The sequence below is a fragment of the Candidatus Cytomitobacter primus genome, assembly GCF_008189405.1.
Classification (GTDB): Bacteria; Pseudomonadota; Alphaproteobacteria; order CAJXXZ01; family 1604HC; genus Cytomitobacter; species Cytomitobacter primus.
The window spans coordinates 95,200-117,585 of sequence record NZ_CP043316.1; the positions used below are offsets into that span (position 1 = coordinate 95,200).

Genomic DNA, 22,386 nt, shown 5'->3' on the forward strand with positions numbered 1-22,386 from the left:
CTATGACGGAGGAATAATTAGTGAAAGGATCCCATATATAGATGCATATCTATATAAGTGAAGAGAAGTTGGAAAAAATCATAATAAATAGAAAGCAAGATATGATAGCACGCTATATATATTAAGAATCTGCTGCTAAGAAGTTTGTATATATTAGAGGGTTTGTCACACTATATAGGTTGCCTATTAATTATTAGGATTTTTTACACTATATGGTTTTCTAATATATATTAATTACCATACTAGTGCATTATGAATCCCTTACAGTTGCCCATATACCCTGCATATCCTAAAGTTTTCTTCAGGTCCTTATCAGTTTTGAGATCTTCATGCTTGTTACACTAGAGAGTCTGGCAATGCTGTGATTGTAGAGGGGGATTTTTGTAAATGGCCCAGTGTGATTTCTGCAGGCATTTTAATGCCTTTAGTATCAAATAATTCTTTTATGATTTTATTAAATGCTCTCTGAGCCATAAACTGGTGTCCAGGCATAACTTTTAATTTTGCTTGAACTGTATAATAAATTCCATTCACTTCAGATAGCCCTCTCATTTCTAGAGGAATAAATACTTTGTGTTTGAATGTATGCATTTCTCTAAGCATATTAAACCCTTCTTCTATAGTAGCCATAGCATCTTCAGGATTTGTATCATAAGTAACGGCAACATTCATAATAACTGCCATGAAATTTCTGCTTTTATTAAATACTTCGTTCACTTTATGGAATGGTATTGTAATTAATGTTCCACTATCTTGCCTGACTTGCATATACCTTAAAGTCATGTCTTCTACTTTTGCATTTTTCCCATTAATCACAATCAAATCACCAACCATAATAGTATTATCCATAATAATAAATAGTCCATTTAGTAAGTCAGTAATCATATCCCTAATACTAACTGACAAACCAGCTGACAAAAAACCCAAAGCAGGAATGATCTGAGATGTGTTGTATCCTAATATTGATAATGATGTCAGAAACCCTATAAATATAATGATGAATTTTGATCCAGACATGAATATATTGAATAAAATTTCGAATTTTCTATTATTATCAGAGTCATGTTTGATTTTTCGAATCAACCAATTAGTGAGTATATGTCTCATAATGCTCATAATGGCAAATGAAAATGCAATAAGGTACAGTAATCCAATGAGCTTATCTAATAATGTGTTATGAATAATAACAGATATGTTTTTATATAATGATATCCCCCAAATTTTTAAAGTAGTCATTACAGCTAAAGGAGCAACTGATCTTCTAATGACCCTTAATATTTTTAGGTATGTATCATTTAAGCGGGATCGATAGTGATAATCAAGATTTCGTAAATAAGTAATTATATATTTTCTTAAGAATATTGATGCTGCAACTAAGGATGGCCATAGTGACATAGATGCTATTGTTCTAGTTAGTTTATAAGAAATGTCCAGATTTATCCAAAATATCATCATAATATATAGAATCAAAAGAGATAATGACTGTAATCCTGTAAAATTCCTAACCCATATATTCTTATTTTCAAATTTGTGTTTTAGTTTTTGCCTTAATGCAATTAAGGTTTGTATGATAATTAATGTATAGAAAAAATTAATTATAAGGGTGATATCTTCCATGATTACAGCATTAAGGTGATTAATTTCATATATTGCAATAAAATATTTAAGAATATCTCCCACAGACCATGTTAAGCAAATCAAAATCACACTTCGTATAATATGCTTTTTCATATTTTGTACTATTTTGTTCCTGATATAGCTTAGTAATGTTTTTGTGGTTCTTATAATAAACATGCTAAATATAATTCTCATCACACTTATAAATAAGAATTGCATCACACTATTTATGAAAGAATTTGTATTTCTGATAATTAATTCCAATTCTGGAAGAAAATACAGAGATAAAATAAGTGACAGAAAAAATATTACATAAGTGAAATCCAGTGTTATTTCATGCCACTTATTATTATATATACTTTTATAATACTGTATTAGCTTTCTAAACGCGAAAAACACTACATATGCTATTACCAAACTAGCAAGTGCTAATTTTAATAAATCTGTAAATGCATTTTTCATTAGAATGTGTGTGTCATGATTTGTAAATACAAACTTAATGGATTTTCTTAATGTTTTATATACAGTAGAAATTGTTTTAGATATATTAGCAACTACAGTTTTTGTTTTTTTATGCTCAGTTTGTTCGCTTTCCTGAGGCTTCTTTGTTCCTTGAGAGGACTCTTTCAATGCGCTTGAAATTTTATTTATCTCTTGTTGCATTTGGTCTAATTTTTGATTTACTTGATCTATGCTGCTAGTTTCGACTTTGTTCTGAGCATTATCTGGGACGTTTTGTTGTGAGTTTTCTGACATATTTGAGTTTTTTGATATGCTTTGTTGAGATAACATATCTTTTTTTTCATGTGTAAGCACTTTCTCTGCGTGTATAAACGCAAAAAAGCAAACAAACACTGTTAAGCATGTGAATGCTTGTTTTGATTGTGCTTGTATTTGCCTTATTATATTGCTGGCACTGTTAGCTGTATTATTAGCTGTGTTAGATTTGCCAATTAACTCAATGAATTTATTAGTAAGTTTAGTGAGTTTCCACATTGTTTCTACCTATTTCTCGCATTATTAAAGAATGTATGTAAGCTATCTTGATAAGATAGCCCTACAGATTGCATGAAGTTGCGATAAGTCAGTGATGCAAAATATTTTGTAAGAGCTGACTTGCTTCTACTGATTTGCTCTAGGGTTGGTTCAATATCTTGTACTTCATTAGTATGAATAATGGTTAGTTTATTGCCATCTACATAATAATTCATCTCATCTTTGTTAGTTAAAAACAGAACAATATTATCTGCATTTCCTTTGCGATTTAGGGTTTGATTAGGAATATTTTCCCATTTAGCATTTTTAGTAACTTGCATTATGTTATTAATTGCAAATTCTTTACGTAAATTAGTTTGAATTTGAGGTTCTGATTCTTCATAGCTTTTTTGCTTGCTTGGAATGATTTCTACAACCTTTACATAAATAATATTTCCATCGCTAGCGCTATAGAAATGTTCTTTAGATTTTTGTTCTGAATTTAAGAATGTGTATTTATTATGGCGCATAGATCTATTAATCCAAGAGATTCCTTCTATCTGCCCTTCGTATTTATCTTTTAATTCATGGATACTTGCTCCATTGGCGATTAGTGATTGAAGATTATCCTTTGACACTTTATTTTCATCTATGATTAACATAGAAGCTCGTACAACTCTATTAGATATAAATAAATTCTTATTTTTAGCATAATGTTTTTTTAAGATTTCTTCAGAAAAATCCATTTTGATCTGATCATAATTAACTATAGTTTTCTTCCCAGACCTGAGTTGTAATAACCCCTTTGCATATGCAGTGGCCATATCGTTTGTAATAATCACGCTATTTGTAACAGCCTTTATGATTTGATCCTTTATGATTTTATTTTCGTGTATAATCATTTTATCTTGATTAGATAAATTAGTTGATTTATCTTGTCTTGCATGTTTGATTATCAAATTTTTTGGTACCTGCAACTCTGAATCTATATATTTTGATTTTAATAACGCATCTGCAATGAAATTGTTAAGAGCTTCAGATTGATCCTTATATTTTTTCACATAAGCTAATCTTGTATGATTGGTTATTTCTACAGATCCAATTTTGGTTCCTTTTCTAGAAAATACATCTATTAATGATGGAATAAACATTAAAAATACGCTTAAAATTATGAATTTTGACTTATAGGATGATTGCATGTTTTGTGACCTCTTATATAATCTAACTTTTTAGGCCATATATTCCAAGATCTTTGTATCATATTTAATGCATGATATATTTCATTTCTTGACAAAAAAGACCCATGAATATGAATATCTTGGCTTTGTTTTAAGTTTTCAGCAATTTTATTTATTGCTGAATCCATGCTAATCCATGAACCATAATCACTTATATTTGCGTTATTAATTAATTTTTTCTTAAATTTTGAGCTATATAAATCATATCTTGTATCAATTGCAATGTAAGGTAATCTGAGAGTTTCTCCTTTATAATTTTGTGTTATATTTTCAGCAGCGATAATCATTTGTTTTGAAGATTCTGGTATGTTTGTATAGATTTGTGTCATGAGTAATAGGAAGTTTGATTTATGTACTTGGCATATTTTCGACAAATACTCCACTTGGTGAAGAAAATTAATATCTTTATCTTTCGATGTGAATGAAATCAATCCATCAATATTAATCAGATAGTATTGGTTTTCTTTTAGATATTTTTCTATATTGTATTTGTATATAATCTGTTTATTAAATAGTTTTCGGAAATACAATTTATTTAAAATAGATGGTTTTTTATTGAGGAAAACATATACTTCATTTTTATACGATAATGAATCGAACAATTTTTTCAAGAAGGTTAAATTAGATCCAAATAAAATTATCTTTTCATCATATATCTGTATTGTGCCTTCTTTTTCTTCTAAGCAATTAGCAATGGATGGCATTTGTATTTCATCGCCTTTTAATATATTCATACAAATTTCATTTTCCAAGCAAAACTGTAATATGCTTTTAAATTCTTTCCCAAATTTAGAAGCCCATAATATTGCATTAGGATTTGTTTGTTTGATAGCTTTTTTTGCATTATTTAGGTCATTGCTTTCTAATTTTAATTCTCCAATAACTCTATATCCTATTATATCAGGCCAATTACGCAAGAAATTATCACTTATGCATAAAATATCAGGCATAGATTTTTTGTATTGATTATATTGCAAATGTAGAAACAAGGTATACATTATGAAATATGAAACATGGTATATTATTGCATTACAATACTGTTGTCCTATGAACCAAAATGGCATAAATAATAATGCATGAAGAAGTTTTATTGCAAAGGATCTTCTGACTTTAAAAACAGGGATATGTGAAAAGCATACGTAGTACCATAAGTGAAAAATAAATACAAAAACAAAGTTTTTATTTGGATTATGGTGTGAAAATTGTATAACAACGCTTAATAAACTAATCAATATATGCGGAATAGTGTTTGAAATGAATTTAAGCATATGTGCTCCAGCATTCAAACCCATATGTTGTTAATATTTCCATGAAGTCTTCATGATTTCTTTCAGCAGGAATATATATTACTATTTTTTTTGAAGATATATTAACAAATGTCCATGGCTTAGGTATTGTATCAAGTATTTTGACTTGTTTTTTGATATTCTTAGACATAAAATTTGTGATGCAAATAAAATTGCCATGGTTTGGTTTTCTATGATTTGATGTTGCGTAAGAATTTAAGCTTGTGTAAGCAATCTGAACAATCATAATTAACGCAAATAGTATCATTACAACAATTATAATTGAATTTATATATAATTTATAGGAGTAGAGAGAAGCGATAATGCAATATCATGATAGGAATTATAATATGTATAGATAGGTTAGGCATGGATTTGTTTTACAGTTGGGGTTAGTAAGATAAGCAGTGCCATCGTGCAATATAATGGCATGATGGACAGTAGGTAATTAGATTGCAATATGTGAATTTTAATCAAAGCTCCTGATATGCTTCTATGCCAAGAATATTTAATGCTTGAGAGATGATCTTAGATGTTGTTGCAATTAACACTATTCTATCATTTGTCACTTTTGCATCTTTAGTAATCCACCTATCTTCTGCATTAATTTTCCCTTCATTCCAAATAGAGTGAAATTTTTCAGCAATATTCATAACATAATTTGTGGTTTTATGTATTTCTAAAGTTCTTACGATGGATTTTATGCATTTTCGCCATTCTAATAATATTTTTAGCAAATCGATCATTGATGGAGTGAAAGATTGAAGGTCAAAATTATAGTCCAACTTTACATTGTGCAGTTTTGTTAATTCTATATTATGTTCTGTAAGTTTTGTATTATGTTCTTTTATATTATTTGGCTTATTTGCTTCTGCGTTATAAGATACATCATCCATTCCATGATTAGGTGTATTGTAATCAGACAAGCTATAAGATTTGATTATTGATGAGATGCGCGCGTGGGCATATTGCACATAGTAGAATGGGTTTTCCATAGATAGTTTTACGATTTTATCTGCATCCACTGTGTAGTGTGTGTCCAAACTTTTGCTTAACATTAAGAATCTAAACATATCTTTCCCAATATTGGCAGCAGCTTCTCGTAATCCAAGTGCATCTCCTAACCTTTTTGAAAATTTAATATTTTCTCCATTTTTTTGGAACAATACGATTTGGCATGTTTTCATATCCAATTTGATGTCTGAACCCAAGTTAGTTACTGCACTGTGCAATCGTTTGAGATATCCATCATGATCTGCTCCTAGTACAATAATTAGCCATTTGAATTTTCTGAGAATTTTATCATAGAAATATGCAATGTCATTTGCGAAATAAGTATGCTCTCCATTTGCTTTTGTTAATGCTCTATCTTCTGAATCGCCAAATTGTGAGCTACGGAATAGGGTAAGAGTTTGGTTGGATTCCATTCCTTTTTTACTCTGAATTTCACCTAATTTTCCTTCATAAATCAAGCCTTTGCTTTTCAATATTTCAAATGCAGCAGGTATATGGCGAATGGTGCTTGTCTCATGAACCCAAACGTCATGTTCAATTCCAACACTACGCAAATCTTCTTTGATAATGTCGATAATGTAATTCATACTGAAAGATTTGAAATGTTCGGCATAATTGTCGGCATTCCATTTATTTGGATCTGATTCATATATTTTCTGTGCAATTTCCGAGATATATTCCCCTTTGTATTGTTCTTCCAACTCTAATTCAGGGAGGTTTTGTAATTTGAGATATTCAGAGAAAACTGAATCTGCTAGTACATTTATTTGGTTCCCAGCATCATTGACGTAATATTCTTTTGTTACATCATACCCAGCAAATTTCAGTACATTTGCTAGCGCATCTCCATAAACGGATCGTGCATTTCCATAGTGTAATGGGCCAGTTGGGTTGGCTGATACGAATTCTACATTTACTTTTTCATTATTTTGTTCAAAAACATTTTTATCATTAATTATGCTATTTAATCCTTCATGCAGAAACTTATTTGACAAGTGGAAATTCAAAAAACCATTCTTTGCAATTTCGATATTATTAATATAGTCATCCTGCAAGTTACTGCGAATCACCTCAAACGCCTCTTTGGGGGATTTTTTCATCTTTTTACTTAACAGGAACAGAATATTTGTTGACAAATCTGCATGCTCATTATTGGCGGAGAAGAAAATATTCTCTACATCCGTGATTTTTTGTAACTTTTCAGTCAAATACGTTTCTAATTGTAGGAAATCCATCCTTTAGGAGTAATATAATGTGGGGAAAATGTCTAGGGTATGAGTTTTATGGAATGGTATGTAGGCTGAATAGGGTCCCAATTTGTGTATTATGTATGTGAATGGTCGCGTTGACTAGAGAAGATTAAGATTAAGCTGATTGGTAAATTGGGTGCTATGGGCTCTTATTAGATTTTGATTGTAGGTTAATATTGGGATCAATATGCTTTAGGTAATATCTTTTTTGATAGTTTGATTTGTATTGTTGTTTAATTTGTGCTTTCAAAGTTAGGATTATAAGGTCCATTATTATAGGATATGCCATGTAAATAATATATATACCTATAAGATATACTAAATTTCATTGAGTCTGGTGACGGTTCATAAATGGAAATTTCAACCATAGATCTATCTGTTTTCTTGAAACATAGTGGCACATACTCTCTTTGAGTTATTTTTGTCAATACAGATATATTTATGTTTTCATGTTTAATATCAGAAGCACATAACTCCTTAGAATTATGTATTATTTTGTGCTCTCCAAATGCTCCTTTAAACCAATATTGTAATACAGATGGCATTTTGGTCCCTTTCTCTACTAATATATATGCAGAGCCATCTTTTGTTTGTATATAAATATTCTCACGCATTCTTGGTCTGATTTCCTCAATTAATGCTGTTTGTGCAGCATTTTCTTTTTCCAAACTTGATATTTTTGCTTGATTCTGCACATCTTTAGCCATTAATTGCTGGATTAGTTTATTAGTAATAGTTTGGTGTTGTAATTGATAGTTCATGTTAAGCGCCTCAGCTAGTTTAACCCATATTTCATTTTGTTCTTTTTGAATGAATCGGCGTGCAGCAGTCTCGTAATTACCAAAGTGTCCATCAGTCAGCTCATTGGATTTATGAACTATATTGCTATCGTTTTTATCTGCCAATCCCCCGAACATAGCAATTTTTTGTTCTTTTTCAATTGCCAAATAGTTTTTCAATTGTTCATAGTATAGGGCAATATGTTGATTTGCAAGGTGCGCTTCATGTATCAAATTCATACGATCTGCCAATTCTTCACGTGATAAATTATCATCATGGTCATGCATTGATCTAGTACGAATTTCATCTTGTTGTAATTGGTGCAATGCTACGTGGATAGTTAATAAATGAGATTGAAATGCAGTGAATTGGTCAAATTGGTTTTGCTCGTCCTGGTCAGCATATTCTCTCTCATCATTTTCCATATCTTGAAACAAATAAATAATTTCAGAAAAACGATCTTCAACAACATCTGCTCTATCTTCAGTTTCTCTATTATGCAAACGCTCTAAACGTTTCACTCCAGTAGGTGTTAGATGGTGAGATCTGTATTTTTTTGCTGCAGTTGCTATATAAGTAGATCCCGCTTCAGATATTGTTTTACTATTTGTATACAATGATCTTTTACTGCTTGTTTCACTATTTGTATATAATGCGCTTTTACTACTATTTGATGAGTCATTGGATGCAGTATCTGGTTCTTGAGTTGCTTGTTCAGAGTTTCCAATGTCAAATGGTGGGAATCCAGAGGACTCAGTAGCGCTTTGAATAGATGGAGTTACCATGGTATTTGCTGTTGTGCTTGGTGAGACAGTGCTTTCTGGAGCAGTTACGTATAAACCAGATGATGATCTAGAGGAATCAGATTCAACAGATCCAGGCATCGCGCATAAATGTGAAAACACAAAAGATAGTAATAACAGATTTTTCATTTTTCTCCTTAGATTTTGATGAGTTATGATCTACTTTACTGAGAAAGTCAATGAAATTAGTTGATTTGTATAAGTGTAGTGAATTAATAAGTGAAATTAGTTGGTTTGTATGAATATGGTTAATCAATTTGAATGTATTAAAGTTTTACAGTGACAATCCACATGCAGATAACGTTACTTCCATGAAATTTTTTACCTCTTCGTAACTTTCTTCATTCCATCCTTCGCATCTTGCAGAAATGACGTTTTCAGTCTGTGATGCTCGTACTAACCACCATCCATTATGGTGATTAATTAGTATGCTATCGTGTACTTTTTCTGTGACAATGTTTGATCTAGAAAGTGACTCTTTTATAAATTCCATTACATCATATTTATTTAAATCTCCGCAATTGATTCTGAGAGGTTTGCTGGTCCATATTTTAGGAATTATGTTGCGTATATCGCATAGTCTATATGGAATGCATTTCATGATCTGTAATAATCTCAATGCGCTATAAATTCCATCATCTGCGCAGAAAAAAGAATCCCGAAACATATAATGTCCGCTGATTTCCCCACCTAATTCAGCATTGTTTTTCCGTATTGCATTGATTACATAACAATGTCCAGTTTTGCTTAAAACAGTATTTATGCCAAATTTTTCTGCCCAACTCATCAGAGCTTTACTGGATTTAGAATCCCATACTGTAGTTATTTCTCTATTTTGTGTGATTCGTGCGATAATGCTAAATAAGCTTAGTAATTCATCTCCGCTCCATATTTTTTGGTTTTCATCAACCACAACCATTCGATCTGCATCTCCATCAAATGCAAAAGCGATATAATTTTCTTTATTACGTAATGCTTTACATGTATGGTTTAAGAAATCAATTTTTGTATTATCAAAATCCTTAACTTGTGCATTTTCTTCAGTTCTAAAGAGTATATGTGATGATGGCAGATATTTTCTAAGGTGATTAAGCATATCTCCAGCCACTCCATGTCCTGCATCCCAAATCACATTAGTGTTTTCTATATCCATATTTTGGAAAATATAGTGAGAGTACTCAGTCATGAAATTTTGATATGATCTTTTCCCTTTACCTTTGCTAAATGTATTGTTTTTGATTCTGTCGTACAATCCAATCAAGTCTTGACCATAAAAATTACGACCTTTAATGTAAAATTTGAATCCATTATATTTAATAGGGTTATGTGATGCAGTAATCATTGTCGATGCATCTATTTCAAGAAATTTATATGATAGCGCTGTATACGCTGTTGATACGCGTCCAAGACTTACTACATCCACCCCAGATTCAAGTAGCCCTTCAATGTATTTTTCATGAAACTCTACAGATGATGACCTTCTATCATATCCAACAGCTACAGTTTTTAATCCTTGGCATTGAATGATTGACCCAAATGATAAGCCAATTAAATATGCTTGATCTGGTCCAAAATCATCTCCAATGCATCCTCGAATATCGTAATCACCTATTGCATGTTTGAAATTAACGATAGTATTTATAGGGTCCATGTTCAAATATTATTGAAATGGCGAGAATATGTAAAGTTTTTTTCTTGATTAGGTTGGCTTTTTATATTGCATAATGCAGTTGGATTAGCTTTTAATCGGGCAATATTAATTAATTCTCCTGTTTTAGGGCAAATTCCATATACTCCATTTTTAATTCTTAATAGTGCGAATTGTATTTGTTTAAGCATTTCAGCTTTTTTATTTTGTTCTGCAATAAATATCTCATCATTAAGGCTGTTAGTAATATGTTCTAATTCTTCAGAGCTACGCTCTTTGTAGTATTGTGAGGCATTTTGTTGTATTTCAATTGTCAATTCATGCTTCATTTTCTCAAGTTTCACTTTGAAAGCTAATATAGTTTTTTTATCTAATTTGTTCATTGCTCTGCTCCATGTTGAGTAGTATATTTGCATTAGCTAAATAAAACGGAAATAAATAGCAAACAATATATAAAATATATTATGTAAATTTTCATTGATTTTAAATTGACTCAATGTAAACTTGCCATATGAGATTTGTTTTACTTGAATCTGTAGTGTTAATGAGTGTTGTGAGTGTGCATAGCTTTGGTTTGTCAGTTTGCCTACTGTTATCTTTATATCTTGTGAATGAGGTCGTGAATTATTTGATTTGGCCGATATTATTTTTAAGATTATTGTATGTATCTATATGGTTTATACTTGGAGCTTGGATAGGGTCATATTTTGGTTTTTTCACTATGTACTTATTTGCTATAACGTTTAGTTTTATATCTTTGTTTATTCAGAATAAATTCTGGCGATATTCCTAGTATTATTGGTTGATCAAAATATTTTTGACCATTTTTGGATTTTGCATATCATTTGATTTATGTCATGTGTAACATTTCCACACATTGAATGTACTATTACTATATGTTTTTCATTCATTTCTATAAGTTCCTGTGCACATTCATTTTTTATCAATTTGTGTGTGTCTTGTTCGTTTTCCACAAATGCGATTGTGCCAGGAGTGAGTGTTATCCATATAGAAAGTAGCGACTTATTAGTTTGTGATAAGCCTGACAAATCAAAATGGCTCAATACTTGCTCATTATTTCTGTTCAGTATAATACTTTTTACGAATGCTATATAAGAATTTATAATTGATATTATGATAGTATAGGAAATATCACATATACATATAATGCGTTTATATAGTTTATATGTAGTTCTTTTCACCAGTATATGTATTTTATTATTTATAATTTTTATAATTGACATAACATGCTTATTCATAAATTTACCCATAAATTTGTCCACGAATAACATAATGTGCTTTACAAATATAATTAAACTTTTAAAATACAAAGTATGCATAATGTATATCAAATAAAAAATGTATGCAAGACATATCCGAATGGGCATAAAGCTTTGAATAATGTATCTATAAACATTAATCAAGGTGAAGTGATTGGATTAATAGGTGTGAATGGTTCTGGTAAAACAACTTTATCTTCCATAATTGCATCATTAATTCCATTAACATCTGGAGAAGTATTGTATAATGGTAAATCTATTTATGATAATATTTCTAAACATAGGCAAATGATTGGGCTATGTCCTCAGAAAATCAATTTAGATAATAGAATCACAGTGAAGGAGAATCTAATCAATGATGCTCTGTTCTTTGGGTTATCACGCAAAGAAGCTGTAGAGAGATTTAATGTAATTTCGAAGAAATTAATGTTGCAAGAGTACGAAAATTCGTACCCTGCTACTTTATCTGGAGGGTATAAACAAAGAGTATCAATTGGTAGATCTTTGATGCATGACCCTAAGTTAGTGATTTTTGATGAACCTACATTAGGTTTAGATCCTCATATTCGTAAGCATTTGTGGGATATTATCCTGGATTTGAAAAAGGATGGGGTATCTGTAATTCTTACTACACACTATATGGATGAAGTTGAGTATTTGTCAGATTATATTTGTCTTTTGCATAATGGAGAAGTAAAGTTTTCAGGAACATTAGATGAGTTGAAGAAAGAGAGAAATGGTAACTTGGAAGACATAATGGTTGCTATTTCAGAGGAGGAAGCATGATAACATTTTGGAGATTAGTTCAAATGGAATCTGTAATTATTTTAAAGAATGTTAAAGATACTTTGGTTAATAATGCAATATTTTGTGGATTTATAGCTGTGGTTTCTGGATATGTTCTAAAAGCATTTGGAACATCAGATTCATTTGCTTCATTACAAGCTGCTAGTTTGATTGTTAGTTCAATTGGGTTTGAGGTTTATAGAGGTCTTTTTAGGCTATTAAGTGATATAGAAGGGGATAAACATATACAGTATTATTTTACCTTACCAATACCTAATATGTTTATTTTTCTAAAGATGGTTTGTTCATTCGTTTTGAATGGAATTATTTTTGCTACATCATCATTGATTGTTTTAAGAATTGTTTTGCCAAGCCATATAATCTTATCCAATATTAATTATTTTATGTTTTTCTTAACTGTAATTGTAATTGGTGGTTTTTTCGGAGTATTCACATTTTTTCTAACTGCATACACAAAAAATATGATGAAGATTTCAAATACTTTAATGAGAATCTTGTTCCCTATTTGGATTATGGGTGGTTTTCAGTTCTCGTATGCTGTTGCAAAGTCAATTTCTCCAATTTTAGGTTATATGACACTGTTAAGTCCATATACATATGCGAATGAGGCTATGAGATCAGTAATTTTGGGATCTACAGGTTTTATGAATATATGGACAGCACTATCTGTATTAGTTGTGACAAGTATAATTATTTGGTTTATAGCTATGCGTAAATTACGTAAAAGATTAGATTTCCTATAATTGATTGCATTTTTTAATTTTCTTTAATTTTAATTATAATTATATTCAATATAATACAAGGATTTCTATAGGAATTTAGTGGTAAAAGGTATAATATTTGTCATGCGTAATAAGTATATAGTTAATGGTTTATTAATGGGTATTTTGGTATTTTCATTTACATTTATGAATTATATGAGAATAACCCCATGTTTATTTTGTGTATTAGCAAGATGGTTATTTTTCATATCACTAATATTTTCATGGTTAAGTTTGTTTTCCCATAAATATTTATATGTAGCTTTCTATGGATTGATTACAAATGTTATAATTGGATCTACGAGCATGTATTTCCTATTAATGGAAGTAGAGCCAGAATGGTGTAAAATTGGTGTATATGGTTCCTGCACAGACTGGAATACGTTCCTTTTCTTGCCAATGCAATTTTGGATCACACTGTTCAGTATGGTTACGTTGTTTTTTGCACGCAAAGCATTAAAAGAGACTTAATATATTTAATATAAAATTAATACTTTCATTTAATATATACATTTATTTTATATGATTAGTATGATTTATGTTGAGTAATTTACACAAGAACAGATAAATTTTGTTTGAATATGATTTTTTACTCTTGCAGGATTAAGTTGTAATTGTAAGAATATTATTGATGAATGATTCTGCTTTAAAGATTGCACAAGCGCCTGTTTTGCCTTTAAAAAATATGGTTATATTTCCTGATGTAATTTTGCCTCTATTTGTTGCAAGAGATATTTCTAGGACAATTATTGAAGATTCAAATAATAATTATGTTATTTTAGTAGCGCAAAAAGATATGTTAGAAGAAGAGCCAAAACCTGAAGATTTATATGAAGTTGGTACATTATGTAAAATAATTCACTGCGTTCAGTTAGCTGATGGCGCAATGAAAGTTATGATCGAGGGTGAGAAGCGTGTCAAAATATGTGAATATATTCAAGATAGGCCATTTATGGAAGCCAACTTTGTTGAGTTGGATTATATTCAAGAAGATGAATCAAAGCATGATGCATTATTTAGAGCATTGTGTAAATCTTTTGAGAAGTATATTAGGCAAGTTGATAGAAACTCATCTGAATTAATTAATGAAGTTACTAGTATAGGTGACGTACGTAAAGGGTCTAATTTGATTGTAGGTCACTTATCTATCAAAACAGATGCTAAGCAAAAGGTTCTTGAAGAAGTAAGTTTGACTGAGAAGTTAATGAAACTAATTGAAATGATTGAGTTAGAATTACAAATTCTACAAATGGAAAAGAAAATCAGGAACAACATTAAAGATCAAGTAGAGAAGAATCAAAAAGATTATTTACTACAAGAGCAAATGAAAGCTATTCAAAAAGAATTGAATGATGGAGAAGACGATCCAGTTGATGAAATAAAGAAGAAAATGTCAAAGATGAGCTTGCCCAAAGAAGTCAAAGAAAAAATTGGTAGCGAAATTAAAAAATTAAAATTTATGAATGTCATGTCTTCAGAAGCTTCTATTATTAAAAGTTATATAGATTGTATTTTGGAATTGCCTTGGAGAAAAATGGCTGTATTGAACAAAGATTTCGATAAATCTAAAGAGATTATGGATAATGATCATTATGGATTAGAAAAAATCAAAGAGCGAATCTATGAATTATTAGCAGTTCAGCTAAGAGTTAAGAGAAGCAAAAGTTCTATTATGTGTTTGTTTGGCCCTCCAGGGGTTGGTAAGACATCTGTAGTAAAATCTATTGCGAAAGCAATGGGGCGTCCATTTGTGAGGATATCACTAGGTGGTGTGCATGATGAAGCAGAGATTAGAGGGCATCGTAGAACGTATATAGGGGCTATGCCTGGTAAGATAATTCAAGCTATGAAAAAAGCAAAAGTATCTAATCCGCTTATTTTATTAGATGAGATTGGTAAAGTTGGATATGATGTTAAAGGGGACCCAGCAGCTGCATTATTAGAAGTTTTGGACCCAGAACAAAATGAATCATTCCAGGATAATTACCTTGATGTTGGATATGATTTATCAAATGTATTGTTTGTAGCTACAACTAATAGTCTACGTTTGCCACCTGCATTAGTAGATAGATTAGAGATTATAAAAATTTCTGGATATACAGAGATGGAGAAAGTACAGATTGCTGAAAAATATTTAATTCCAAAACAAAAGAAATTACATGGATTAAAGGATGCAGAATTGAAATTTTCTACAGAATCTATACATGATTTGATTGCAAAATACACTAGAGAAGCAGGTGTAAGGAATCTTGAAAGAGAAATTGCAAATATATGTAGGAAATCTGTAAAATTGATTGAAAGCAAAGAAAAAGAGAATATGCATATTACTAAATGTGGGTTGTATAAACTTTTAGGTATAGAAAAATACTCTTCTGATAAAGCTGAACTAGAAGATAGAATAGGTGTATGTACTGGATTAGCTTGGACAGAAATGGGAGGAGATATTCTATATATTGAATCATCAATCTTTCAAGGTAGTGGTAAAATAGTTAGTACAGGTCAACTAGGTGATGTGATGAAAGAGTCTGTACAAGCTGCTATGACAGTTATCAAATCTAAAGCTGATCAATATAATATAGATAAAGAGCTGTTCAAAAAAATGGATGTTCATGTTCATTTTCCTGAAGGGGCTATACCTAAAGATGGACCATCTGCTGGTGTTGCAATATGTTGCTCTATCTTATCATCATTTACTAAGCAAAAAATTATGAGTAATCTTGCAATGACTGGAGAAATCAGTTTAAGAGGTCGTGTATTACCAATAGGTGGTGTTAAAGAAAAAGTTCTAGCCGCACATAGATCTGGAATTACAAATGTAATCTTGCCAAAGAAAAATGAGAAAGATCTTGAGGATATCCCTAGTTATGTAAAAAGAGATATATCTATTAATTTGTGTGAATATGTGGATGAAGTAATAAAACTGGCTATTCCTGGCTTAGGTACTACTAACATAGACAGCGTAAAGGATGAATTAGGCGCTGCTATAATGGATAATCCAGGTAATATAGGAAATAATTTAGAAGTTATAGGAGATATTCAGTAATTTTGAATTAAATAATAGTTTAGCATTATCCATAATAGATCAAAATTTTAATGGGAGATTTATTTAATTAGAAATGGTAAGATTTGGCAATGAGTTTAATGGTGTATTTAATAATGGAGTTAGCAAAAAAATGAGCTTGAATAATCAAATAAGCTTTTTTAATAGTTTGGCACTGAAAAAAGAAAAGTTTATCCCTAATGATGAAAATAATATTAAAATTTACGCATGTGGCCCAACAATTTACAAATCGCCTCATATAGGTAATTTTAGGTCATTTGTTGTATTTGATGTATTGTTTAGGTTCTTATCTTCTAAGTATCCGAAAGTGACATATGTAAGAAATATTACAGATATTGATGATAAGATTATACATGAAGCTAAAGTAAGAAATATTGCATACAGTGATCTAACAGCTGAAGTATATGAAAATTTCAAATCTGATTCTGTAAAATTAAATATTTTGAATCCCACATATGAGCCTCGCGCAACAGATTACATAAAAAATATGATTCGCGATATTGAAAAGTTAGTTGAAAATGGATTTGCATATGTAAAGGATAATCATGTGATTTTTGATACTACAAAATATGACAAATATAGGGATTTTTGTAAGAATATGTGTTCAGAATCTGGATCTAGAATTGCATTGACGGATTTAAAGAAGCATGAAAATGATTTTGTGCTTTGGAAGCCATCATCTGATGTCTTCTGGGATAGTCCATGGGGGAATGGAAGGCCTGGTTGGCATATTGAATGTACTTCGATGAGTAAGGAAATTCTAGGGTTCCCATTTGATATTCATTGTGGAGGGCAAGATCTTATTTTCCCTCACCATACTAATGAAAGAGCACAAGGGTGGGGGTTATGTAACAAAGAATGTGCTACATATTGGATGCATAATCATTTTGTGAATATTGATAATAATAAAATGTCTAAAAGTGCGAATAATCAATTTGATCTAGCATTCCTGACTAAAAATTATGATCCAATGGCAATTAGAATTTTCTTACTTATGTCACATTACAGGCATCCTTTAAATTGGAGTGAATCAGGATTAAAGGAAGCATCTAATATTTATGCCAAATGGAAGAAAAATTTGTTTGATGTTATTCCTCTAGATAAAGAAAATGCATTATACAAAAGGGATTTAGATAATGTTAATGATAGTAATACGGATGCACAGAATAAACTATATGATTCCTTTTCTGATAACGAAGCCAGTGCAATTGATGCAAGTGGTCAGGGTAGTAGTGATGGCAGTAAAGGTAATGATGATAATAAGCTTAATAGTGACAATGAGGATGGTATAGAAATTTTGGATTCAGTATCTGATGCTTTGTCTGACGACTTGAATACTCCATTAGCAATCAAAAAAATTAGTGAAGCTATAAAAATTGGTCATAATATGCAAAATATACTTAAATCTTGTGCTATTTTAGGGATTACATTTGTAAATAAAGAGAATAGCAATGATCAAAATGGCAATGTTAGTAGTTTGGATTTAGACCTTATTAATTCATTGGTACAAAAAAGAGAAATTGCTCGTAAGAATAAAGATTACAATAAATCTGACGAAATTAGAGATGAGTTGACAAAGATTGGCATTAAGCTCGAAGATACAAAAGATGGAGTGAAATGGTATGAGGGTTGAAAATATACTTATCATGAGAGCGTTGGAAAAAAGATTGAAATTTAATGAGCTGTTTATGCAAATTATGTTAATGTGGCGTGAGATTGATGTGCTGAATTGGTATAAAAATTGAAATTTAATGCTTTGATTGATCCCATAGAACTGATTAATAACCATAACTGTATTATAATATATGGGAAAAATGAAGAATTGACATATAGTTTTTTTGATGAGTTTAGTGGGTCTATCATTGATGTTAAAGAATTAGAGAGTATAAACTTATTGCAAACTTCTTTGCTTCCAGAATCAAATCTCAAAATCAAAATTGCACCTAAAGATTTAAAGAAGATTTTTGTACAGAATATCAATCGATGGAATAGGAAATGCATTTTTCTGCTTGATAAAATCCCAGGACCAAATGATATAAAAAATGCTATGATACACGCTGATAAATTGAATCATGCTAATAAATTAAATAATATCGATAAATTAGATAATACTCATGGCAAAGCAAATAATTCTGCAAATGGTATTAGTAAAATGGAAAAGTTGACTGCAGAAATAAATTGCGATTTTATAGATTTGCCAAAATTTATTGAATTTCATAGTAAAAGGTTAAGTTATAATTTTAGAAATATGAATGACCTATTTTGGGTGAAAAATTTACAAGATCTTCATTTTGCATACAAAATACACCAAATTGATCAGGATGCTGTGAGTAATATGTCAGAACATATGTTGGATCAAACGAGCTTGTTTCGAAAGGGGGATGAAGAATCACTGAATAAATTTTGGTCTATTATGGATAATCCTTGGTCTTGGTCAAGATATATGCAGTACTTTTACCAATACAAAGGTGAGAATATACTAGTTGCAATGTGTAAACATTTAGATTTATGGGCACATAAATATACCCCAAACGATGAAGTTTTTATTTGGCTATTAAGGTCAATTTTTATAAATTCTAAATGATTGCGTGATTGGCTAGATTATATGATGAAGCTTGATTAATCTAATCCTAATAAATAACTGTTGATATGCATATTTACTGCCTAAATGGATTTGGATGCCTTTTAATTCATTTTTATTACTGATTATATGCTAAAGAACTGAATATTAAACTAATAGTTTTATCGATTTTTACAAACATAAATTATTTAATTACTATAGTAATTTGCGTTCATACTGATAATAGAAAGAGGTATTAAAATTATATTACGCTTTTTTATCATTTGATGATGACATGTTTTGTAGTTATATAGTAGGAAAATAAAGCTGTTTAAATCCGATTGTTGACATTGCATTATATATATCAATATAATTCCAATTCATATCATGCCAAGTAATATGCATTTTATGCATTGATTTATCTGATTCATATAAAGTGCTAAATAATCTAAGCAGCACTTCATTTTGATTAATACAAGAAAGTGTTGGTTGTGCTGTATGGAGATCACTATAGATTGCATCAAGATTATACTGTTTTTGTATGCCTAAATTATAGGTTTGATATATATTCAGAAGATTACTGTATGAGTCATAAATGCATTTTACGCTAATAGGGTAGTTTGCATAATCAATTTTCTTTTTTTGCAAATCATGCTTTAAATATATTAGTCCAGAATATAGTATGAATGATGAATATTCATCTGCAACCTTGCTATGTGCAATGTTTTCAAGATTTGTAGTTATTTGCTGGACAAAACAGCACAATATTATAGATAAAAGCATAGATGAATTGTATTACATATCACATATAAAATCAAAAAATTATACGGTTTGCTTGCTCAATACACAAGACTATTTAAAAGCAATATATGCATACTTAATATATTATTCATTGCTTAATTAGGATCTAATTAATTATGATAAAATTTCCTTTTCTTTTAGTGACATGATGACTTTATTTAATATAGTAGGTTCTGTAACAAATATTTCGTTTAAACCATGAGCAGTCAATTTTGACCTATGATCTGTGATTCTATTTTGTGGAAAGTTATATGTTCTGATTCTTTCAGACCTATCTCCCGACCCAACTTGATTTTTACGGTAATCAGCAATTTCTTTATGCTGTTTCTGTTCTAATGCGTCACGTAATCTTGTTTTTAGCACTTTCATAGCTTTATCTTTATTTTTATGTTGGGATTTTTCATCTTGCATACAAACCACTACGGGATCTACATCTGGATGAGAATATGTCAATCTTACAGCGCTATCAGTGGTATTTACAGATTGCCCACCTGGTCCACTTGATCTATAAAAATCAACTTTTAGTAAGTCTGATTTAATTTCGATTGCAACATCATCTTTTTCTTCAAGCACAGCAACTGTTGCTGTTGAAGTATGTATTCTGCCACTAGATTCTGTTTTAGGAACCCTTTGAACCCTATGCACGCCTGATTCAAACTGTAAAATATCATATGCATTTTCACCTTTAATATATAGTACAGCCTCCTTTAATCCTTTAATATCTGTAATATTTTTTGACATAATATCAATTGCCCAATTTTTATGCACAGCATATCGAATGTACATTTCAAATAGTATATACGCAAATAACCCGGCTTCATCTCCTCCTGCTCCTGGTCGTATTTCCAGCATCAGTGCTTGCTCTTTGGCACAATTATCTTTGAGTGTAATAAAAGCTTGGTATAGGTTTTCAATTTCCTGTTCAATTTCTTTTTTCTGATCAAATAGCCACTGCTCTTTTTCATCGTTAATCATACTGATTATGTCTGTTAAATCTTTACTTAAATTAGCCACTTTACATGCAATATCATACTCTTTTGTCATACTGCCCAATAATTTAGATTTCTTCAATAAATCATCTTTGGAAATTTCTATATTCTGCAAATCAGATTCTAGACCAGAATATTTTTGGACTATATCTTTCCACCACATTATTTTATTATACCTATTAGATTATCGTAACTCACATTAATCTGAGTTTCAGTTTCACAATTTTTCAATTTTACAGAATTCTTAATCTTTTCTTCATTTCCACAAAATACAATATATTGTGGATTAATCTTATTAAGTTTTTTCATAGATTTTTTCCAATCACTGAATAATGTGATAGTTTTATACTTTTTATTTAACATATTAGAATCATTCCTTAGCATATTAGAAACTTTCAAAGCATAATCATGCTCATTAATTGAGATCACAACTATTCTCTTTTCATCAGAATTTGCTTGAATATTCATCATCAATATTCTTTCTAACCCAAATGACCAGCCAATCCCTGGTATATCAGGTCCACCTAACTTTTTTACCAACCCGTTATATGCGCCACCTCCGAGAATAGAAGACTGTGTATCTAGCGATTCATTCTCAATTTCGAAAATTGTATTGTTATAATAATCTAATCCCCTAACTAAATATTCGTCAATTACAAAATCTATATTCTGTTTTTCAAGTCCATTACATACAATATCAAACCTTTTTATATCATTATCATTCATATATTGTCTTATTTTCGGAATATCATACTTTTCTTGATCTGCATTAGACATTTTATCTAATATACGCATTGGATTGATATTTATATCATTTGTAAGATTATTATTTGACATATATTCTTTTAATACAATTCCGTATTTTGCAATAGTTTCGGAACTACCTAATGAATTTAGTTTTACTTTGATTTTTAACCCAAGTTCATTCAGAAAGTTTACAGCACTAGCAATGACATCTATATCAATGTAAGGATGATCATCAAATACTTCACACCCTAATTGGGTGAATTCTCTATAACGGCCTTTCTGTGGTCTATTATGTCTGAATACTTTTCCAAAATATGATATTCGTCTATCGTGTATTTCTCCTGCTTCGATAAGAGAGCGTATAACTGAAGTAGTAAATTCAGGCCTTAATACTATGTTTAAATCTTGATTTTGTTGAGAAATAGCAAAAAACATTTCTTTCTGCATAATATCAGAGCTTTCACCTACAGTACGTATAAATAATTCATATCGTTCCAAAATAGATGGTTCAATCATATCGAATCCATATAAATTCATTGTTTGTGCAAATTTATCGATTACATGTTTGCGCAAATTATATTCTTTTACCCAATCTATTGTGCCTTTAACATTCATATTAATTACAAGGTACCATTTTATGTGATATATCAAAATATTATAAATAGAGAAAATATTAGAAAATATTATTATAGTGCTAAAAATTTATAATGCCAAAACTCATATATTATAGTTTGAAGAGCATATATATTATGATATTCAATTTAGGTCA

At 30.2% G+C, this 22,386-nt stretch carries 18 protein-coding genes; 6 read left to right on the forward strand and 12 right to left on the reverse strand.

Annotated elements, in window-relative coordinates; all coding sequences use genetic code 11:
* Positions 1-336: 336 nt before the first annotated feature.
* From FZC34_RS00430 to FZC34_RS00470, 9 genes are all read right to left on the reverse strand, one after another.
* Positions 337-2,613, reverse strand: a complete 2,277-nt coding sequence (locus tag FZC34_RS00430; protein ID WP_148971503.1) for a mechanosensitive ion channel family protein — start codon at positions 2,611-2,613, stop codon at positions 337-339.
* Positions 2,614-2,618: 5 nt separating this feature from the next.
* Positions 2,619-3,791 carry a hypothetical protein gene (locus tag FZC34_RS00435; protein WP_148971504.1) on the reverse strand — a complete coding sequence of 391 codons (1,173 nt, stop codon included), beginning with the start codon at positions 3,789-3,791 and terminating at the stop codon, positions 2,619-2,621.
* Positions 3,761-4,780: a hypothetical protein gene (locus FZC34_RS00440; RefSeq protein WP_148971505.1), complete on the reverse strand. Its 1,020-nt coding sequence runs from the start codon at positions 4,778-4,780 to the stop codon at positions 3,761-3,763. The genes FZC34_RS00435 and FZC34_RS00440 overlap by 31 nt, the downstream gene beginning before the upstream one ends.
* A 310-nt stretch (positions 4,781-5,090) precedes the next feature.
* Positions 5,091-5,384 carry a hypothetical protein gene (locus tag FZC34_RS00445; RefSeq protein WP_148971506.1) on the reverse strand — a complete coding sequence of 98 codons (294 nt, stop codon included), beginning with the start codon at positions 5,382-5,384 and terminating at the stop codon, positions 5,091-5,093.
* A gap of 205 nt (positions 5,385-5,589) precedes the next feature.
* Positions 5,590-7,365 carry an arginine--tRNA ligase gene (locus FZC34_RS00450; protein WP_148971507.1) on the reverse strand — a complete coding sequence of 592 codons (1,776 nt, stop codon included), beginning with the start codon at positions 7,363-7,365 and terminating at the stop codon, positions 5,590-5,592.
* Positions 7,366-7,613: 248 nt separating this feature from the next.
* The gene (locus FZC34_RS00455; protein WP_148971508.1) at positions 7,614-9,092 is read right to left on the reverse strand and encodes a hypothetical protein; all 1,479 of its coding nucleotides are present in this window, start codon (positions 9,090-9,092) and stop codon (positions 7,614-7,616) included.
* A 145-nt stretch (positions 9,093-9,237) separates the two neighbouring features.
* Positions 9,238-10,614 carry a phosphohexomutase domain-containing protein gene (locus tag FZC34_RS00460; protein ID WP_148971509.1) on the reverse strand — a complete coding sequence of 459 codons (1,377 nt, stop codon included), beginning with the start codon at positions 10,612-10,614 and terminating at the stop codon, positions 9,238-9,240.
* Between the two features lie 2 nt (positions 10,615-10,616).
* Positions 10,617-10,994, reverse strand: a complete 378-nt coding sequence (locus FZC34_RS00465) for a TraR/DksA family transcriptional regulator (RefSeq protein ID WP_148971510.1) — start codon at positions 10,992-10,994, stop codon at positions 10,617-10,619.
* 423 nt (positions 10,995-11,417) lie between these two features.
* Positions 11,418-11,870, reverse strand: coding sequence for a hypothetical protein (locus tag FZC34_RS00470; RefSeq protein ID WP_148971511.1), 453 nt, complete (start codon positions 11,868-11,870; stop codon positions 11,418-11,420).
* A gap of 75 nt (positions 11,871-11,945) precedes the next feature.
* Between FZC34_RS00470 and FZC34_RS00475 the strand changes: the two genes are divergently transcribed.
* The 6 genes from FZC34_RS00475 to FZC34_RS00500 all read left to right on the forward strand — a co-directional run bounded on the left by FZC34_RS00475 (position 11,946) and on the right by FZC34_RS00500 (position 19,104).
* Positions 11,946-12,677: an ABC transporter ATP-binding protein gene (locus FZC34_RS00475; RefSeq protein ID WP_148971512.1), complete on the forward strand. Its 732-nt coding sequence runs from the start codon at positions 11,946-11,948 to the stop codon at positions 12,675-12,677.
* A complete protein-coding gene (locus FZC34_RS00480) occupies positions 12,674-13,441 on the forward strand; it encodes an ABC transporter permease (RefSeq protein ID WP_148971513.1) in 768 nt (255 codons plus the stop codon). The genes FZC34_RS00475 and FZC34_RS00480 overlap by 4 nt, the downstream gene beginning before the upstream one ends.
* A gap of 135 nt (positions 13,442-13,576) precedes the next feature.
* On the forward strand, positions 13,577-13,930 hold the full coding sequence (locus FZC34_RS02850; RefSeq protein ID WP_407078980.1) for a disulfide bond formation protein B: 354 nt from the start codon (positions 13,577-13,579) through the stop codon (positions 13,928-13,930).
* A gap of 160 nt (positions 13,931-14,090) precedes the next feature.
* Positions 14,091-16,502 carry an endopeptidase La gene (gene lon, locus FZC34_RS00490; RefSeq protein ID WP_148971515.1) on the forward strand — a complete coding sequence of 804 codons (2,412 nt, stop codon included), beginning with the start codon at positions 14,091-14,093 and terminating at the stop codon, positions 16,500-16,502.
* Between the two features lie 73 nt (positions 16,503-16,575).
* Positions 16,576-18,153 (forward strand): cysteine--tRNA ligase, encoded by a 1,578-nt coding sequence (cysS, locus tag FZC34_RS00495; protein ID WP_148971516.1) that lies wholly within the window; start codon positions 16,576-16,578, stop codon positions 18,151-18,153.
* A 123-nt stretch (positions 18,154-18,276) separates the two neighbouring features.
* Positions 18,277-19,104, forward strand: a complete 828-nt coding sequence (locus tag FZC34_RS00500) for a hypothetical protein (RefSeq protein ID WP_148971517.1) — start codon at positions 18,277-18,279, stop codon at positions 19,102-19,104.
* 282 nt (positions 19,105-19,386) lie between these two features.
* On the opposite strand, the gene FZC34_RS00505 is transcribed toward FZC34_RS00500, so the two are convergent.
* The 3 genes from FZC34_RS00505 to hisS form a co-directional block, all read right to left on the reverse strand.
* Complete coding sequence (locus FZC34_RS00505) at positions 19,387-19,863, reverse strand: hypothetical protein (protein ID WP_148971518.1); 477 nt, start codon at positions 19,861-19,863, stop codon at positions 19,387-19,389.
* A 132-nt stretch (positions 19,864-19,995) separates the two neighbouring features.
* The gene (locus tag FZC34_RS00510; protein ID WP_148971519.1) at positions 19,996-21,033 is read right to left on the reverse strand and encodes a PCRF domain-containing protein; all 1,038 of its coding nucleotides are present in this window, start codon (positions 21,031-21,033) and stop codon (positions 19,996-19,998) included.
* A complete protein-coding gene (hisS, locus tag FZC34_RS00515; RefSeq protein ID WP_148971520.1) occupies positions 21,033-22,232 on the reverse strand; it encodes a histidine--tRNA ligase in 1,200 nt (399 codons plus the stop codon). Before hisS ends, FZC34_RS00510 begins: the two co-directional genes overlap by 1 nt.
* Positions 22,233-22,386: the final 154 nt, after the last annotated feature.

Excerpts from the sequence above, each read along its gene's own strand:
- FZC34_RS00465 (WP_148971510.1), bottom strand. The coding sequence starts at position 10,994 with ATGAACAAATTAGATAAAAAAACTATATTAGCTTTCAAAGTGAAACTT.
- FZC34_RS00435 (WP_148971504.1), bottom strand. The coding sequence starts at position 3,791 with ATGCAATCATCCTATAAGTCAAAATTCATAATTTTAAGCGTATTTTTA.
- hisS (WP_148971520.1), bottom strand. The coding sequence starts at position 22,232 with ATGAATGTTAAAGGCACAATAGATTGGGTAAAAGAATATAATTTGCGC.
- FZC34_RS00505 (WP_148971518.1), bottom strand. The coding sequence starts at position 19,863 with ATGCTTTTATCTATAATATTGTGCTGTTTTGTCCAGCAAATAACTACA.
- FZC34_RS00450 (WP_148971507.1), bottom strand. The coding sequence starts at position 7,365 with ATGGATTTCCTACAATTAGAAACGTATTTGACTGAAAAGTTACAAAAA.
- cysS (WP_148971516.1), top strand. The coding sequence starts at position 16,576 with ATGGTAAGATTTGGCAATGAGTTTAATGGTGTATTTAATAATGGAGTT.
- FZC34_RS00475 (WP_148971512.1), top strand. The coding sequence starts at position 11,946 with ATGCATAATGTATATCAAATAAAAAATGTATGCAAGACATATCCGAAT.
- FZC34_RS00445 (WP_148971506.1), bottom strand. The coding sequence starts at position 5,384 with ATGATACTATTTGCGTTAATTATGATTGTTCAGATTGCTTACACAAGC.
- FZC34_RS00460 (WP_148971509.1), bottom strand. The coding sequence starts at position 10,614 with ATGGACCCTATAAATACTATCGTTAATTTCAAACATGCAATAGGTGAT.
- FZC34_RS00455 (WP_148971508.1), bottom strand. The coding sequence starts at position 9,092 with ATGAAAAATCTGTTATTACTATCTTTTGTGTTTTCACATTTATGCGCG.
- lon (WP_148971515.1), top strand. The coding sequence starts at position 14,091 with ATGAATGATTCTGCTTTAAAGATTGCACAAGCGCCTGTTTTGCCTTTA.
- FZC34_RS00480 (WP_148971513.1), top strand. The coding sequence starts at position 12,674 with ATGATAACATTTTGGAGATTAGTTCAAATGGAATCTGTAATTATTTTA.
- FZC34_RS00510 (WP_148971519.1), bottom strand. The coding sequence starts at position 21,033 with ATGTGGTGGAAAGATATAGTCCAAAAATATTCTGGTCTAGAATCTGAT.
- FZC34_RS00470 (WP_148971511.1), bottom strand. The coding sequence starts at position 11,870 with ATGAATAAGCATGTTATGTCAATTATAAAAATTATAAATAATAAAATA.
- FZC34_RS02850 (WP_407078980.1), top strand. The coding sequence starts at position 13,577 with ATGGGTATTTTGGTATTTTCATTTACATTTATGAATTATATGAGAATA.
- FZC34_RS00430 (WP_148971503.1), bottom strand. The coding sequence starts at position 2,613 with ATGTGGAAACTCACTAAACTTACTAATAAATTCATTGAGTTAATTGGC.
- FZC34_RS00440 (WP_148971505.1), bottom strand. The coding sequence starts at position 4,780 with ATGCCTGATATTTTATGCATAAGTGATAATTTCTTGCGTAATTGGCCT.